The organism is Terriglobus sp., from assembly GCF_965201105.1.
Taxonomy (GTDB): Bacteria; Acidobacteriota; Terriglobia; order Terriglobales; family Acidobacteriaceae; genus Terriglobus.
In genome coordinates this window covers 425864-440416 of record NZ_OZ241741.1, presented here as the reverse complement: position 1 = coordinate 440416, position 14553 = coordinate 425864, and the positions used below count along the sequence as shown (strand labels likewise).

The 14553-nt window shown below is 60.3% G+C and carries 13 protein-coding genes; 3 read left to right on the top strand and 10 right to left on the bottom strand.

Translation table 11 applies throughout. From position 1 onward, the window contains the following. Positions 1-16: 16 nt before the first annotated feature. Both ACOFKT_RS01905 and ACOFKT_RS01900 read right to left on the bottom strand, forming a co-directional pair. Positions 17-751 carry a serine O-acetyltransferase gene (locus ACOFKT_RS01905; protein WP_419805749.1) on the bottom strand — a complete coding sequence of 245 codons (735 nt, stop codon included), beginning with the start codon at positions 749-751 and terminating at the stop codon, positions 17-19. Between the two features lies 1 nt (position 752). After that, positions 753-2114: a nucleotide sugar dehydrogenase gene (locus ACOFKT_RS01900; protein ID WP_419805748.1), complete on the bottom strand. Its 1362-nt coding sequence runs from the start codon at positions 2112-2114 to the stop codon at positions 753-755. A 157-nt stretch (positions 2115-2271) separates the two neighbouring features. Here ACOFKT_RS01900 and ACOFKT_RS01895 point away from each other — a divergent pair, with 157 nt between their 5' ends. After that, the gene (locus ACOFKT_RS01895; RefSeq protein ID WP_419805747.1) at positions 2272-3246 is read left to right on the top strand and encodes an SDR family oxidoreductase; all 975 of its coding nucleotides are present in this window, start codon (positions 2272-2274) and stop codon (positions 3244-3246) included. 184 nt (positions 3247-3430) lie between these two features. On the opposite strand, the gene ACOFKT_RS01890 is transcribed toward ACOFKT_RS01895, so the two are convergent. From ACOFKT_RS01890 to ACOFKT_RS01880, 3 genes are read right to left on the bottom strand one after another with little or no spacing between them, the layout of a single operon-like run. After that, the gene (locus ACOFKT_RS01890) at positions 3431-3790 is read right to left on the bottom strand and encodes an STAS domain-containing protein (protein WP_419805746.1); all 360 of its coding nucleotides are present in this window, start codon (positions 3788-3790) and stop codon (positions 3431-3433) included. Then, positions 3790-4227, bottom strand: a complete 438-nt coding sequence (locus ACOFKT_RS01885) for an ATP-binding protein (RefSeq protein WP_419805745.1) — start codon at positions 4225-4227, stop codon at positions 3790-3792. Before ACOFKT_RS01885 ends, ACOFKT_RS01890 begins: the two co-directional genes overlap by 1 nt. After that, on the bottom strand, positions 4224-5450 hold the full coding sequence (locus ACOFKT_RS01880) for a PP2C family protein-serine/threonine phosphatase (RefSeq protein WP_419805744.1): 1227 nt from the start codon (positions 5448-5450) through the stop codon (positions 4224-4226). Before ACOFKT_RS01880 ends, ACOFKT_RS01885 begins: the two co-directional genes overlap by 4 nt. 167 nt (positions 5451-5617) lie before the next feature. On the opposite strand from ACOFKT_RS01880, the gene ACOFKT_RS01875 reads away from it, so the two are divergent. After that, a complete protein-coding gene (locus tag ACOFKT_RS01875) occupies positions 5618-6136 on the top strand; it encodes a PEP-CTERM sorting domain-containing protein (protein ID WP_419805743.1) in 519 nt (172 codons plus the stop codon). A 58-nt stretch (positions 6137-6194) separates the two neighbouring features. Further along, positions 6195-8231, top strand: a complete 2037-nt coding sequence (locus ACOFKT_RS01870; RefSeq protein WP_419805742.1) for a SpoIIE family protein phosphatase — start codon at positions 6195-6197, stop codon at positions 8229-8231. A 168-nt stretch (positions 8232-8399) separates the two neighbouring features. Here ACOFKT_RS01870 and ACOFKT_RS01865 read toward each other — a convergent pair whose 3' ends face one another. The 5 genes from ACOFKT_RS01865 to ACOFKT_RS01845 all read right to left on the bottom strand — a co-directional run bounded on the left by ACOFKT_RS01865 (position 8400) and on the right by ACOFKT_RS01845 (position 14538). Then, positions 8400-9776, bottom strand: a complete 1377-nt coding sequence (locus ACOFKT_RS01865; RefSeq protein WP_419805741.1) for a TIGR03013 family XrtA/PEP-CTERM system glycosyltransferase — start codon at positions 9774-9776, stop codon at positions 8400-8402. 17 nt (positions 9777-9793) lie between these two features. Then, positions 9794-10717, bottom strand: a complete 924-nt coding sequence (locus tag ACOFKT_RS01860) for a CpsD/CapB family tyrosine-protein kinase (RefSeq protein WP_419805740.1) — start codon at positions 10715-10717, stop codon at positions 9794-9796. A 165-nt stretch (positions 10718-10882) separates the two neighbouring features. Further along, positions 10883-12484: a GumC family protein gene (locus ACOFKT_RS01855; protein ID WP_419805739.1), complete on the bottom strand. Its 1602-nt coding sequence runs from the start codon at positions 12482-12484 to the stop codon at positions 10883-10885. Positions 12485-12487: 3 nt separating this feature from the next. Continuing rightward, on the bottom strand, positions 12488-13783 hold the full coding sequence (locus ACOFKT_RS01850) for a hypothetical protein (protein ID WP_419805738.1): 1296 nt from the start codon (positions 13781-13783) through the stop codon (positions 12488-12490). An 89-nt stretch (positions 13784-13872) separates the two neighbouring features. Then, entirely contained in the window at positions 13873-14538 is a 666-nt protein-coding gene (locus ACOFKT_RS01845) for a polysaccharide biosynthesis/export family protein (RefSeq protein ID WP_419807079.1), read from the bottom strand. Positions 14539-14553: the final 15 nt, after the last annotated feature.

The following is a 14553-nucleotide window of genomic DNA, read 5'->3' as shown; positions in this document are numbered from 1 at the left end:
ATCGCGTATCGCCGGCTCAAGCACGAACGGCCTCGCCTTCTACGACTATGGCGACAGGGAGCTCACCCGTAACCGCAGCATCTCCCACTGCAGGCTGATTCGACGCATCGCCGTGTGCGGGACCCGAGGACGCCGCCGCGTCCACCGCCGGCAAAACCGTCTCCGGCTTCGCCACTGCAATCTTCGGCGGCTGCATGATGATCCGCGCCGGCACGCCCATCACGGTCGCACCCGCGGGCACGTTTGTAATCACCAAGCTGTTTGCCGCGATCTTTGCCCCGCTGCCGATGCGAATGCGCCCCACCAAAGCTGCACCCGTGCCGATGTACACCTCGTCGCCCAGCACCGGGATGCCGCTGCGGCCCATGGCTGACGCGCCGATCGTGATGCGATGCGCCAGGTCGCAGTTCCGCCCCATCACCGCGCCCGGATTGATGTGCACGCCGCCGATGTGCCCGATGTAGAGCCCACCGCCGATCGTCGCCTGCGGGTCAATGTCCATCTCCATCAAAATCAGGCAGCACTTGGTCAGGAGGAACGAAAGGAGCTTCAGCGGCAGCCGGATCAGCGCAGCAGGCGGCTCCGTGTACAGCCAGTTCCCCAGCCGGTGCGCGCCAATGGCCCACAAGGCCGGCTCCAGCCACAACCGGTGGCCGGAATAGCCCTTGCTGCGGTAGCGCGCAACGTCTTCCCGGAACCGTCCCCGCGGTACCTTGCCTGTCCCCGTTGTGGATCCCGTTACGGTTTGCACGTCAGCAGCGCACCAGGTTGTCCGCCGTCATACCCTTGGTCGCGTTCCGCGAATCGACCACGAGCTGGCTTTCACGCACAATGCTGGGGTAGTCGTAATCCGAGTGGTCGGTCGCGATCAGAACGCAATCGTACTGGCCCAAATCCTCCAGCGGCGTCGACGTCATGTTCAGGTTGTACTTGCGTCCACGGCCCACGGTGGGGTGGTACGGGTCGTTGTAGACCACCTCCGCACCCTCGTCACGCAAAAGCTCGATCAGCGTCAGCGACGGCGACTCACGCAGGTCGTCGATGTCCTTTTTGTAGCTCATGCCCAGCATCAGCACCTTGGACCCGTTCAGCGGCTTCTTGCGCGTGTTCAGCGCGCGCGCCACCTGCGTGACCACAAACTCCGGCATGGCCTCGTTCACTTCGCCGGCCAGTTCAATGAACCGCGTGTGAAAGCCGAACTCCTTCGCCTTCCAGCTCAGGTAGAACGGGTCGATCGGAATGCAGTGGCCGCCCAGCCCCGGCCCGGGATAGAACGCCTGGAAGCCGAACGGCTTGGTCGCTGCCGCGTCGATCACCTCCCAGATGTCGATGCCCATGCGCAACGCCAGCACCTTCATCTCATTCACCAGCGCAATATTGACGCAGCGGTAGATGTTCTCCAGCAGCTTGGTCATCTCGGCCGCCTGCGTCGTCGAAACCCGCACCGCGCGCGTGAAGATGGCCTCGTACAACGTCGCCGCCAACTCCGCCGCGATCGGCTCGTGGCCGCCCACGACCTTGGGTATGTTGTGCCGCGCCACCGTGGTATTGCCCGGATCTTCGCGCTCCGGCGAGAACGCCACATAAAACACGCCCGACTCCGCCGGCTCGCCACCCGGTCCCTGCACCTTCAGGCCCAGCTTGTTACCGGCCTCCAGCAACGGAATCAATACCTCTTCCGTGGTACCCGGGTACGTCGTACTCTCCAGCGCGACCAGTTGCCCCGCCTGCAGCCACGGCGCGATCATCTTCGCCGTGTCCACGATGTACGACATGTCCGGCTCGTGGTGCTCGTTCAGCGGCGTCGGCACGCACAGGATGATCGCGTCCTGTTCCGTCAGCTTGCTGAAGTCCGCGGTCGCCGTAAAGCCTTTGGCGCGAACGCTCTGGATTTCCTCAGAAGGGATGCGGAAGATATAGGACTGCCCAGCCGTCAGGCTATCGACTTTTTTCTGGTCAATGTCGAAGCCCGTCACCTTGAAGCCCGCCTCCGCGAGCAGCAGCGAAAGCGGCAAACCGACATAGCCCAGGCCAATAATGCCGATGGCGGCACTCCGGTTCTTCAGGCGTTCCAGGCGTTGGGCAGACAGGGAGGACGTACGTGTGGCAGACATGCCCTACCATTATCCCATTCAGGATGGTCGGTTTCGTGCCTCATTTCTGGCCAAAAGGTGGGATTGCTTCTTCGGTAACATGGGATAACTTCAGTCCAGTTCCAAGGAAAGGCATGCAGCAACGTTGAGTCCTTCGGCGCCGCTGCGACCACGCGACATGGCACGCTATCTGATCACCGGCATCGCAGGCTTCATCGGCTCTTCCCTGGCCCACAAACTCGTCGAGCAAGGCCACCAAGTCTGCGGCGTGGACAACCTGTCCACCGGCCGGCTTGAAAATCTGGACGCGATCCGCTCTTCTATCGAGTTCCACCAGGGCGATATCCAGGACCCCGCGCTCATGCGCGCCGTCTGCGAGGGTGCCGACGTCGTGCTGCACCAGGCCGCGCTCGCCTCCGTGCCACGCTCCGTGCAGGACCCGCTCACCTCGCACAATAGCAACATCAACGGCACGCTGCAGGTCCTACTCGCCGCGCGTGATGCCAAGGTTCGCCGCGTCGTCTACGCGGCCTCCAGTTCCGCCTATGGCGACCAGCCGACCCAGCCCAAGGTCGAAACCATGACGCCTATGCCGCTGTCGCCCTATGCCGTGCAGAAGCTGACCTGCGAGTACTACATCCAGAGCTTCTGCAAGGTCTACGGCATGCAGGGCGTTTGCCTCCGCTACTTCAACATTTTCGGACCGCGCCAGGCCGCGGACTCGCCCTACTCCGGTGTTATCGCGCAGTTCATCTATAAGATGATGGCCGGCACTACGCCCACCATCAACGGCGACGGCTCCGTCAGCCGCGACTTCACTTTTATCGCGAATGCTGTGCAGGCGAACCTGCTCGCCGCCACCGCGCCCGACTCCGTCGCCACCGGCCGCGTCTTCAACGTGGGCACCGGCCACAGCCACACGCTCAACGACCTCTACCACGCGCTTGCCGACATCCTCGGCTTCCCGCACGCACCCAAATACGGCCCCGTCCGCACCGGCGACGTCGAGCACTCGCTCGCCGACATCCGCCGCGGCCGCCACGAACTCGGCTACCAGCCCATGGAAGACTTCCGCGCCGGCCTGGAACAAACTGTCGCCTGGTACCAGAGCGAAGCCGCCAAGCAGCAGCAGGACCAGTTCGCCTCAGCCTGAGCGGAGGCCGTTCTTTGTCCAGACGCTCCTTGCCATTTGCGCAAGCCCGTAGCATTAGCGGCCTGCTTAACTGTGGTTCGACTGCTCGCGGATGGGGTACAGCACCGCGCCGAAAACTCGCCGACGCGGTTGAAGCTGCGACTTGCCGGTCGTAGCTAAGCTCAGAGCTTCGTTAACGCGGAGCTCAGAGCTTCGTTAACGCGGAGGTGAGATCGGCGGATAGCTCGGCATACTTAGGTACACCCACCATCGTGAACACTTTAGTGAAATGCGGGCTCAAGCCGAAGATGCCCACGACTCGGTCGTTGCCTTTCTTCGCTTCCAGCAGCATCTGGATGATCGTCGCGATGCCGGACGAATTGATATAACCCACCTTGTCGAAATCCAGCAGCAGCTTCGTTACCGCGGCATCCAGGGAGTGGTAGGCGTCCAGAACCGCACTCTTGGACGCGGACGAGATATCGCCGGCGAATGCCAGAACAGTAACGGGACCCCCTGAATTTCCGATCGCTGCATACTGCGAAATTTTCGTGTCGACCTGCATTACTCGTCTTCCTTTTGCATCCTGATTACCAGGCGAATGAAACTCTTTCCTGGAGGTCCTTTGTGCCATTCTGCTTCATCAACCAGAGCTTCAATCAGAAACATGCCCATGCCACGAGGGTCCTCCTCCCCGCGCATCTTGCGGTCGATGTCCGGTGCGGCAACGTCATCCGCCGGCCCCTCACCCTCATCTGAAACCTTGATCTCTAGTTCTCTGTCGTTGGTGGAAAGCTCCACGCTTATGTAGAGCGATTCATCCAGATGATTGCCGTGTTCTATCGCGTTGATGCATGCCTCGGCGAGCGCAGTCTTCAAGTCCTCGATGCGCTCGGCGGAGAAGCCCATCAGCTGAGCCATGCCGGCCGCGGTGCTCATAGCCACCTTTTCGTATCCAAGTTCCGACGGCAGCCGAACTTCGACTGAATTAGCACGCCTCATGCAGACAGGGTCTCCTGTCGCGGCGAAAGCCGATGACAAACGGCAAGCGCGGTCATATCGTCGGTGCGCGGCGCACCTGTGGAAAACTGGTGCAATGCTTCCCAGATGCTATCAAGCGTCTCGCCGGCGTCCTCCGTTGCAAGCGATCGGAAAAGCTCCGTGAGGCGTTCAGAACCGAACTCCTCTTCCCCACAGAAAATCTCGGTCAGACCGTCGGTATAGAGCAACAGTTTCGATCCGGGATGAAACTCAAAGGTCTCCGATCCATACTGCACAAAGGGCAGCATGCCGAGGGGAGTGCCAGTTGCTTCAATCATTCTGACCGAACCGCCGGAGTGAACCAGCATGCCGGGATTATGGCCCGCGTTCACCACTTCGATCCGGTTGCTCGCAGCATCCAGCCGGACCAGGATCGCGGTTACGTAGCGGCGGCGCGCCTCCTGTCCTTCTTCCCAATGCCACTGCCCGATGCGCCTGACCATCTCTGCCAAGGGCATCGGCTGTGTTGCCAACGAGCGGAATGCTGCACGAAAGCTTGTCGCGACGATTGCCGATGCCAAACCCTTGCCCGCTACATCCGCAACCATGAAGAGATTGGAACCGTCTGAAAGTTCCAGCACGTCCAGGTAATCGCCACCCACCTCATAACAAGCAATCGAGCGCGCCGCGAGGGAAAACCCCGAAATGTCGGGCATGTTCCTTGGGAGCAGAGATCGCTGAATGTCGCGGGCCGCGTCCAGGTCCTGCGCGACGCGAACCCACTGCAGGTCGCGCTCATGAAGCATTGCATTTTCCAGGGCGACCGCTGCTTGCAAGATCAGGCTTTCCACAAAATCCTGCTCGTACATGGACAACTGGCAACCCTCTTCCGTCTGGACCAGCATTTCGGCCAGCAGCGTGTTGTCCTTCGCCCGTAGCGCAAAACGCGGGCACAAGTTGCGGGGTCCAGGCGGGGTGCCGTAGGAAACAAGCGCCTTTCCCTCAGGCGAAAGGAACAGAGCTCCCTGTAGTTCAAGCTCGCGCACCAGAATGCGTGCCGTTTCCAACAGGACCTCGCCGGTCTCAATTGTGGAGTGAATCTGACGCGAGGCCTCGAGCAGCGCGTGGAGGCGCGCGACCTGTTCTTCAAGCGACAGGGTCGTGTCCGCAGGTGGATGGATCTCTGAGGCTTCCATGTTCCGGTTATCGGCAAGTCTACATGAGGTTTCGCCAACAGCCTGCAATCCACGAAATTTATTTCACCCGCAATAATACTTCCGTGTAAGTTGGAAACACTCCGTTGATCCGCGGTCACCCCCGACCGCTTTCAAATATCTGCAAGCTCCTGAGGGCGTTCGCCATGCGTGCAATCTGCCGTTGCTTTGTTCTTGTTCTCGTCGCCTGCCCCGTGGTGGCAAGAGCCGTCACGATCCGCGTTCAGGATCCGAACTACACCAATCTCACCACCACCCCCACTTCGTTCATGTTCGGCGGCTGCCCCGGCGCAAACTCACCCGGAGGACCCTACCTCGACAATGGTGCCGTGATCTCCGCCGATGGATGCTTTGGCGGGTTGAATCAGACGCAGTCGTCCATCACGTCGATCACGCTTACCTTCCTGAATACCCTCGCGGTGCAGAATGCTACCCAGCCGGACGCTGCGTTCAGCGATATCTTTCAGAGTGCCACCTTCACAGCGCCGGCAAACCCGCGTGACTCCAACGCGTTCTACACATTCACGTTCAGTGGCGGGCAGCTGACACAGAGACAAACCTTTGTGATCACGGAAGATGGAGTGCCGTTCGGAAATTTTCCCAACGTAACGCTCAGCTTCACCACCAGCGCCACGCCGGAGCCATCATCGATTTTGCTGCTGGGAACAAGCCTGGTGGGCATGGCCTCCATGTATCGCCGTTATCGCCAAGCCTGATTATTCCGGGAACTTTACTCTCCTATCCGAAGATCCGGGGTGGCAGGCCTGGTAAGTCATGAGGCGATTGTTGTGCTGGATAGCAGGTGTTCTGCTGATCCCGGGACTGCCTGGCGGTGCACAGGCAGTCCCGGCCGACGGTGCATTGATCGCCCGTGCCCAGCAACCTGAAGCGATTGCGCTCGGCAGATCGGCAAGAGACCTGTTTGGGCCATGGAAGTTTCATGTCGGCGACGATCCTGCCTGGGCCGGTGCCGGTTTCGATGACACACACTGGGAAAGTGTCGATTTCCATGTGGCCGGCGACCCGTCAGACCCGGATCCGGGAACCAGCAGCCTGGCGCCCGGGTGGACCTCGCAGGGCCACCCAGGCTATTACGGCTATGCGTGGTACCGTCTTCGCCTGAATGTGCAGGGGACGGGAGAGCAACTCGCCATCAAAATGCCTGACGCGTTCGACGATGCGTATCAGGTGTTCGTGAATGGACAACAGGTGGGACAGTTTGGGCACTTCGGCACGCGCCGCGAGTGGGCCTACCCCTCCCAGCCGCGCGGCTTTCCTTTGCCTGCCCACGTGCGCAACGGTCCCGTGACCATCGCGATACGCATGTGGATGGGCAGTGCCAGCCGCTTCAGCGGGCCGGATGCAGGTGGCCTGCATGGCCCCCCAATGCTGGGTTCCGCGGCAACCATCGGGAATCAGGTGGAACTGGACTGGGACAGCATTAACCGTGAGCTTGGCAGCGGCTTTCTGGAAACGCTGGTGCTGCTGCTGGCCCTGTGCGTTGCGGCGGCGCACTACTCGCTCGATCGCAGCGACCCGGCCTACCTCTGGCTGAGCCTCGTATCCCTGGTGACGCTGCTGGGCAATCTGATCCTGCAGGTCGGCAACTACACGATGATTCTGAGCAGCACGGTTGTTCTGCTCTCAAGAGACGTGCTGCTGACGCCATTGAGAATCGGGATCTGGATTCTCTTCTTTGCCTCGTGGTTTGGCTTGCGACTGTCGCGGCGGCTCTTGTGGCCTACCGGCGTCCTCGTCGGACTTTTGGCGATCGGCACGCTCATGCTGCGGCCGCCGCTGCACGGATTGATCGTACCGCTCTCCTTTGCAGCCGTGCTGACCCCGGCGCTGCTTTGGATCAAGCTGGCGCTGGCGGGTCTGCTGTTTTGGGTGAGCTACAAGGGTATTCGAGAGGAGCGGGCCGAGGGTTGGCTCGCGCTGCCGGCCATCCTGCTGGCCGTTGCCGCGAACTATCAGCATGAGCTGCGGCTCGCTCACGTCCGTGTCCAATACGCCGTGCTTGGATACAACGTCTCGCTTGGCCAGCTTTCCACAATGCTCTCTCTGTTACTCGTAACATTGCTGGGTTCGCGCCGCTTCTTGATGTCGCAGAGGCAGAAGCTGCAATACAGGCTTGAGGTGGAACAGGCGAGCGAACTGCAGCGGGTGATCATTCCGAGCGAGATGCCGCAGGTTCCCGGGCTCCGCATTGACAGCGAGTACCGGCCGTCGCGCGACGTCGGCGGTGACTTCTTCCAGATCATCCCCGACTCAAGCGACGGAAGTGTACTGATCGTAGTCGGCGACGTAACCGGCAAGGGTCTGCGCGCCGGCATGTTGGTCGCTCTGATCGTCGGCATCGTCGACACCGCCGTCAAAGAGGAGCCTACCCCGGATCGCGTCATCAGCGCCATCAACGAAAGCCTGTGTGGCCGCGGGTACGCGACCGCCACCTGCATCGCGGTCAAAATCCGTAGCGACGGCTTGCTCGTGGCCACCAATGCCGGACACCTGCCGCCCTATATCAACGGCCGAACGCTCGAAATGGAAGGTGCGTTACCGCTCGGAACCCTGTCCGGACTTTCCTACGAAACCGTCGAGTATCGCCTGCAGAAAGGCGATGTCATCACGCTGATCACAGATGGCGTCATCGAAGCACAGGATGAGCACGGCGAGCTGTTCGGCTTTGATCGCGTTTGCGACATGGTCAGTGCGCACGCTACGGCCAACGCCATCGCCAGTGCAGCGCAAAGTTTCGGTCAGGAAGACGACATTCTGGTGTTACGTATCGAATGCACCGTGAGCTATTAATTCACCTCAGTGGAGCGGCTGAGCCCGCTCCGATGCGCAAGAGCAGCGGTTCTTGAGAAGCAAACACGGACCCTCCGCTCACTCATTCAGCAATGAGCGCTAGAAGGGATGGTCGGGTTCTAAAGCTCGTCTGCGCATCGATTTTGTGCAGGAACAGCAGGAAACTTTCTACTGGCCCCGGCGTCGCACGACTGTCTTGACCGTCTCGAACATGACCAGCAGGTCCAGCCCAAGCGTCATGTGCTTGATGTAGTACAAGTCGTACTCCAGCTTTTCGCGGGCTTGCTCCAGGCTTGATCCATACCCGTAGCGCACCTGCGCCCACCCGGTCAGGCCTGGCCGGATCAGGTGGCGAAGGTTGTAGAACGGCAGGTTCTCTGCAAGATAGGGAACGAACTCCGGACGCTCTGGACGCGGCCCAACCAGGCCCATGTCGCCGCGCAGAACGTTCCACAGTTGCGGAATCTCGTCGATCCGCGTCTTGCGCAGGAACACACCGACCCGCGTCACGCGTGGATCGTTCTTGACAGCCCACTTGGCGCCGGCAGCCTCCGCGTCGGTGCGCATGGAACGAAATTTGTAAACATGGAACGGCTTACCGGCCATGCCAACCCGGGTTTGCCGAAAGAATATCGGGCCCGGCGAACTAAGCCGGACAAGCAGCACCACCAGCGGAAAGAATGGAAGAAACAGCAGCAGGATGCATCCGGCCACCAAGCCTGACACCACCACACGCGTGAGTTGCGTCGTCTTTTTAACGCGAAAGCCTTCGCCGAAAAACATATTGCTCGGCTGCAAACCGTCCAATTGAATCTTGCCAACCAGCCGCTCTTTCACGTCGCCGACGCGCTCCACCAACACGCCATGCAGACGTGCCTGCAGCAGTTCGTTGACCGGCATCTGGTTGCGCGCGTTCTCCAGCGCCACAATCACGCGGTGCAACGGCCTCTTTTCAGCCAGCAAACGGTTGATCTCCGCACCCCAGACGCTCCGGCGTGTTTCTGGATCGTCGCTTCCAACCGTCTTCCAGTCGACGACCTCCATGCCGACATCGCGGCGTGACCGCAACAGCTCCACGACGGACCGCGCCTGTTCGCCGTCGCCCAGCACGTACACCCGCTCGCGGAAGCCGGGCAGGTTGACCATCCAGACGTAGGTCCGCCGCCACAGCATCAGCGCCGGCGTGAGCATCAGAAAGCCGAGCGCATACAGGTTCGGCTGGATCGCAAGCTCAGGCCAGAAAAACAGCGCAGCCGCCAGAACGAAACAGGAGAAACCCAGCACCAGCAGCATGCGGAAGAAGATCTGAAACGGCACGGAAACCGTCTGCGGCTCGTACAGGTCAAAATAGTATGAGAGCAGAACGATGATCAGCGTGAGCCCGGCCAGCTTCAGCCAGCCATCCTCATAGAACAGCACCAACGACATGTCCGGCCCGAGCAGCAATTGGCTCGACAGCAGAAAGCATGCCAACACCATGATGGTCTCGCCTAACAGCAGCGCTACCAGCCGGGTGGGTAAATAAACGTTCAGAAAACGGATCACGTCTGGCTCATCGTGGCTTATCCGTCGTAGCCGTAGTATCCCCCGGATTGGGGAGCGTCTTGGATTGCGTTCAGGACGACGCCGACGATCTTGGCCGCCTTCAGCTCCTGCTGGGCGCGCTGCGCTATTTCATACCGGGTCACGCCAGCACGCGTCACCAGCACCACGCCATCACAGGCCCGCGCCAGGTTCACACCGTCTGCAACCAGGGTGACAGGCGAGGAATCAACAATTATCCAGTCAAAGTAGTCATAGACCGATTTCAGTAGAATTTCGAAGCGGCCGTTACCCGAGAGGTCAGCCGCGTTATCCGCATCGGGACCGCTCGCAATGAAACTCAGCGAGGCTAAACTTCGGTTCAGCGGACCCGATTCGGGTAAATCCATTTGCTGCAATACCTGCTCAAGCGTGGCTTGGTTGGACAGGTAATCGGTCAATCCCGGCTCCTGAGGTGCCCCCAGAATAGAGTTCAGCCTGCCACGGCGCATGTCCGCATCGATGAGCAAAACGCGTTGGTTGCGGAATCGCGAGAAACCCAGAGCAAGGTTGGAAGCTACAAAGCTCTTGCCCTCCCCCGGCAATCCGCTGGTCACGATCACGGTCTTTAAGGGCCGATCCAAGCGCAGTTCATGCAGACGCGAGCGCAGAACACGAATCTGCTCCACCAGCACGCCCCGGGCCTCCAGCGCGGGTAGACGGTTCAACTCCGGTTGCCATGCAACCTTGCGAATCCGTAGTTCAGGCTCAGCGCCCGCCGCTGCATGCTCCAGGACCGACACGCCCTGCCCGGAGCGCATCGTTGCGGCAGACGAATCGTCCCGGTGCTTTCCATTCAAGCCGGAACGAAGTACCTCTCCAGCGCCGTGCGGCACCCCGTTGGGTGGCGAGGTTTTTCCTGCATCCGTATCGCTGGACCGGTTCAGCTCTGCGATCCGGTCCATTTCGGCACGCAGCAGTGCCTCGTAAATCTTACTCATGGGTGGTACTTGCCCTCCTTACGAGGTGCGGGGGTGGTGCCATTACGACACCGGCGCTCAGGATCCCCATTCTATAAATAGGCAGTTTAGGGGAACGCAGCTGTCTTCGCCATGCCCCTTTTGGGCTAGTTATGCCTTTGCAGGTTCTGCCTTCGCCGAGCCTGCAAGATCCGACCGCTTTACGCGCTGGAGGAAGATGCGGGTCAGCCAGCTTCGGCCAGTCGGGCCATCGGAGGGCACCTGGTCGGAAAGTGAAATGCTGGTAAGCACCGGCAAATCCAGAAACGCCCACACATCGCGTTCGGTACGCATGGACGTATCGCGGAACTCCAACAACAGAACGACTGCAAGACCCAGTACCAGACCACCGGCCAGGCCAGCGACCAGAAAAACGCTGCGCTTCGGCGAGAAAGGTGCCTCGGGCAGATTGGCCGCGTCCATCAGGCGAAACTGCTCGCCCTGCTGCCGGTTTTCCAGGTCCGTCGCCATCTGCGCGCCGTTGATTTTGGTCCGAAGATCATCGTAGAAGGTCTGCGCCGTCTGATTGTCGCGGGTCAACTGCTTGTACTGCGCCGCAATCGCCGGGCTGCTCATCAGCTTCGATTGGTAGCTGCCGATCTGCCCTTGAATCTGCGACTGCTCGGCACGTTTCGCCGCGATGCCCAACTCCGCCGACTGAATCTGCGCCCGCAGCTGCTGAATCGCGGGCGTTTCGACGTGGACCGCAGCTGCCTGGGCAGGTCCGCCGGTACCAGCGACGCGCGGTGCTGCATTGCGGGCAACTTGCCTGCGCTGGTCAGCAATGGCCCGATCGATCGCCAGCACATCCGGATGACTCGGCGTGTACTGTGTCAGCAACTGCGCTCGAACCGCTTGCAACCGTTGCAGTTCCACAACAGCCGGATTGTCGGCCGGGATGGCGGCCGTGTTGCCTGTGCCTACGGCATTCGCCGCAGCCGAAGCGGCGGCGTTGGCGGCGTTTGCAGCGCCAAGCTGCGATGCCAGCAGAGATTCCGCAAAGCTCTTGTCCTGCTGCATGCGGGCCAAAGCCTGCGTGGACGCTTCCAGCTGGGTGTTCAGCGACGCCAGCATGTTGCTGTTGCTGGCTTCCTCACCGGGCAGCTTTCCGAAGTTCTGCTGCTGAAACGCCGCCAGCTTCGCGTCCTGCTCGTCCAGGTTGCGTTTCGCATCGTCAAGCTGACTCTTCAGGAAGCTCACAGTGCCTTCCGCCGCATCGGAACGCGAACGCAGGTTCGCGTTCGTGAACAGCGACGTGATCTCAGTACACACCTGCTGCGCGGTATGCGGATCGCCCGACTTGAACGAGATAAAGAAGCCGGGCAGGCCGCCGTGGCCGGTCTCCGACGTAATCGTCTTAATGTCGATGTTCTTCCGCGCGATATCGATACGGTCGTCCATCGATATCTTCCTGTCGCCGTACAGGTTGTAGCGATCGATAATCGGCTGAATGCTGGACCGGCTCAGAATCTGCTCCTTCATGGAGGAAAGCCGGCTGTCCAGGTCTGTGGAAAGAATAGGTTTGACGATGCCTTCCGCTACCCGTTGCGCCTCCACCAGCACCAGGGTTTGCGATAGGTACTCCGGCGGTATGGTGTAGCTGAATGCGACCGTCAGGATGGGAAGCAAAATCAACGGGATCAGAATGATCCAGCCGCGACGTTTCAAAATGCCGACGTAATCGTCCAGCACCAGTGAGCGATGTCCAAGCATGTACTACTTCCTGCTAAAAATCGGTTTTGGCGAGTAGGTCACGCCAAGCGTTCCATATTGCGTCAACCCGTTGAACGCAATCCCCGCGGGAGCATAACCGCTGAAGGATTGACGCTGCAGCGTGTAGGACGCAAACGCGGAAATGGACCGGCTTACCTGCACAGAAAGCTGCCCTCCGCCCACCACACCCTGGTTGTCGAAGTTCGGCAGCGTCGAGTTACCCAGCTGCGCGGAGTGGTTCCATCCGACCAGTGCACCGACATTGTAAATGCGGGCAAATGGCCGCGATATGTTGCCAACCACTGAGTCCAGACGGGACCCGATCACCACACCATTTCCGTTATTCACGCCGCGCGAATAGTTCAATCCTGCGTTGTAACGCCGCGCCTGATAGCTCAGGGCTGCGGTCGCGGCGACATTCACCGCCGAACCTCGCGTCAAGCCGGCATTCGACCCAGAAACAGTCCATTGTGGGCCGACAGAAGCTACCACGTTCAACTGCGGCGTGATCTCACGTGTGAAGGACACCTGAGCACTGTGCGTCTGGTAACCGTAGCTGCCTGGCCCCAGCAGTACCGACGACTGGAATGTCGAGTTGGTGAAGGAGTAGGAACCGCCAGCCGAGGTCCGTTCGTTGATGCGATGCTGCAGCGACGCGCTCGCGCTCTGCTGGTCATTGTCGATGCCCTGAAAACCAGTGGACGATCCGGTATACCGCTGAATGGAGTCAGCGCCCGAGAGGGAAAAGCTGGTGCTCGCAGTCAGGTCGCGCGACACCGTGCCGCTCACAACGTTCCCGATGCGCGTGGCGTAAGTCGTCAGAATGCCAAGCGTTGGCGTGGAGTTGATCACCACAGGTGCCAAACCCTGGTCGCCCGCGCCCGGGATGCCGGAAAGGCTGCCCACAGGCGTTTGCGGTAGATAACTTACCGAGTCGCCCACCAAAAAGTTCCAGCTCCGGGTCCGAAAGTTCTGCGACAGAGTCAGCGACTGATAGAAGTTTGACGGAAAAGTTGAATTTCCAAACAGGTACCCACCCGCGTAAACGGCGCTGAACTGGTGCAGCGGGTTACGCGACAGATACGCAAGGTCGCCCGACACATTGGTGTAGGCATTGACACCACTGCCGCTGTTTCCGTTGTAGCCGCTCACCAGCGACTCCGATGCGGTGAGTGCATAGCGCAGCTCGCCGCCGACGCCGGGCAGTGCAAACTGGCTGTAGGGCGCAGGCGCCGTCGCGGTCGGTGCGGCCTGGCCACTTAAGGTGGCACAGACTGCGGCCGCAGACAACGCAACCATGAATGAGGTTCGTACGAACACCATGAGATCCTTTGGGCAGAAAATGGGAAAACTTGCAAAAGCAAAAGTGAAGCAAAACACAAATAGCGTTACAGGCTTACTATCGTATCGCCTGCCATTAGAGTAATACCCTGCATATCACCGTTGCTCAGGGCTTTTTTATAGTTGAAGTTGAGTTTCTGCTGGCCCTTTTCGCTTTTGCGAAGCACGTACAGCTTCTTCTTGGCGAAGGGCGTAAGCCCGCCGGCGGCGGCAATGGCCTGCAGCAGATTCATGCCGGGCGTCAGAATAACCGGTCCGGTCTTCTGGATTTCTCCGATCAAAAAAATTTCTTTCGGCGCGACGGACAGCATCGTCACCGTGACCAGCGGATCGGTGACGAATTTCTGCAGCCGACTGGCGATGTCACGGCCCAGCAGCATCGGCGTCATGCCGGCGGCTGGCACGTCGCCCAGCAGCGGCAGCGAAATGCGACCATCTGGACGCACCGGAACGCCACCATTCGACAGGTTCGGCTCTTTCCACACGGTCAACTGCAGCTGGTCGCCCGGCCCAATCACATAGCTGTCTTCTGAAACGACCGACTGCGGATTCGCCGTTGCCGTCGCCGGGATCGCCGTCGCCCCGTTTGTTGCAGCATCGCTTGTTGCCGTTCTCCCTGCCTGCGAGGCTGGCGGCGCAATCGCCGGGCGCGTCTGCGCCCCGGCCGCAAGGCCTACCCAACACACCGCAAGCACACCACTCACTACACGCATCACGCCTTCACAACC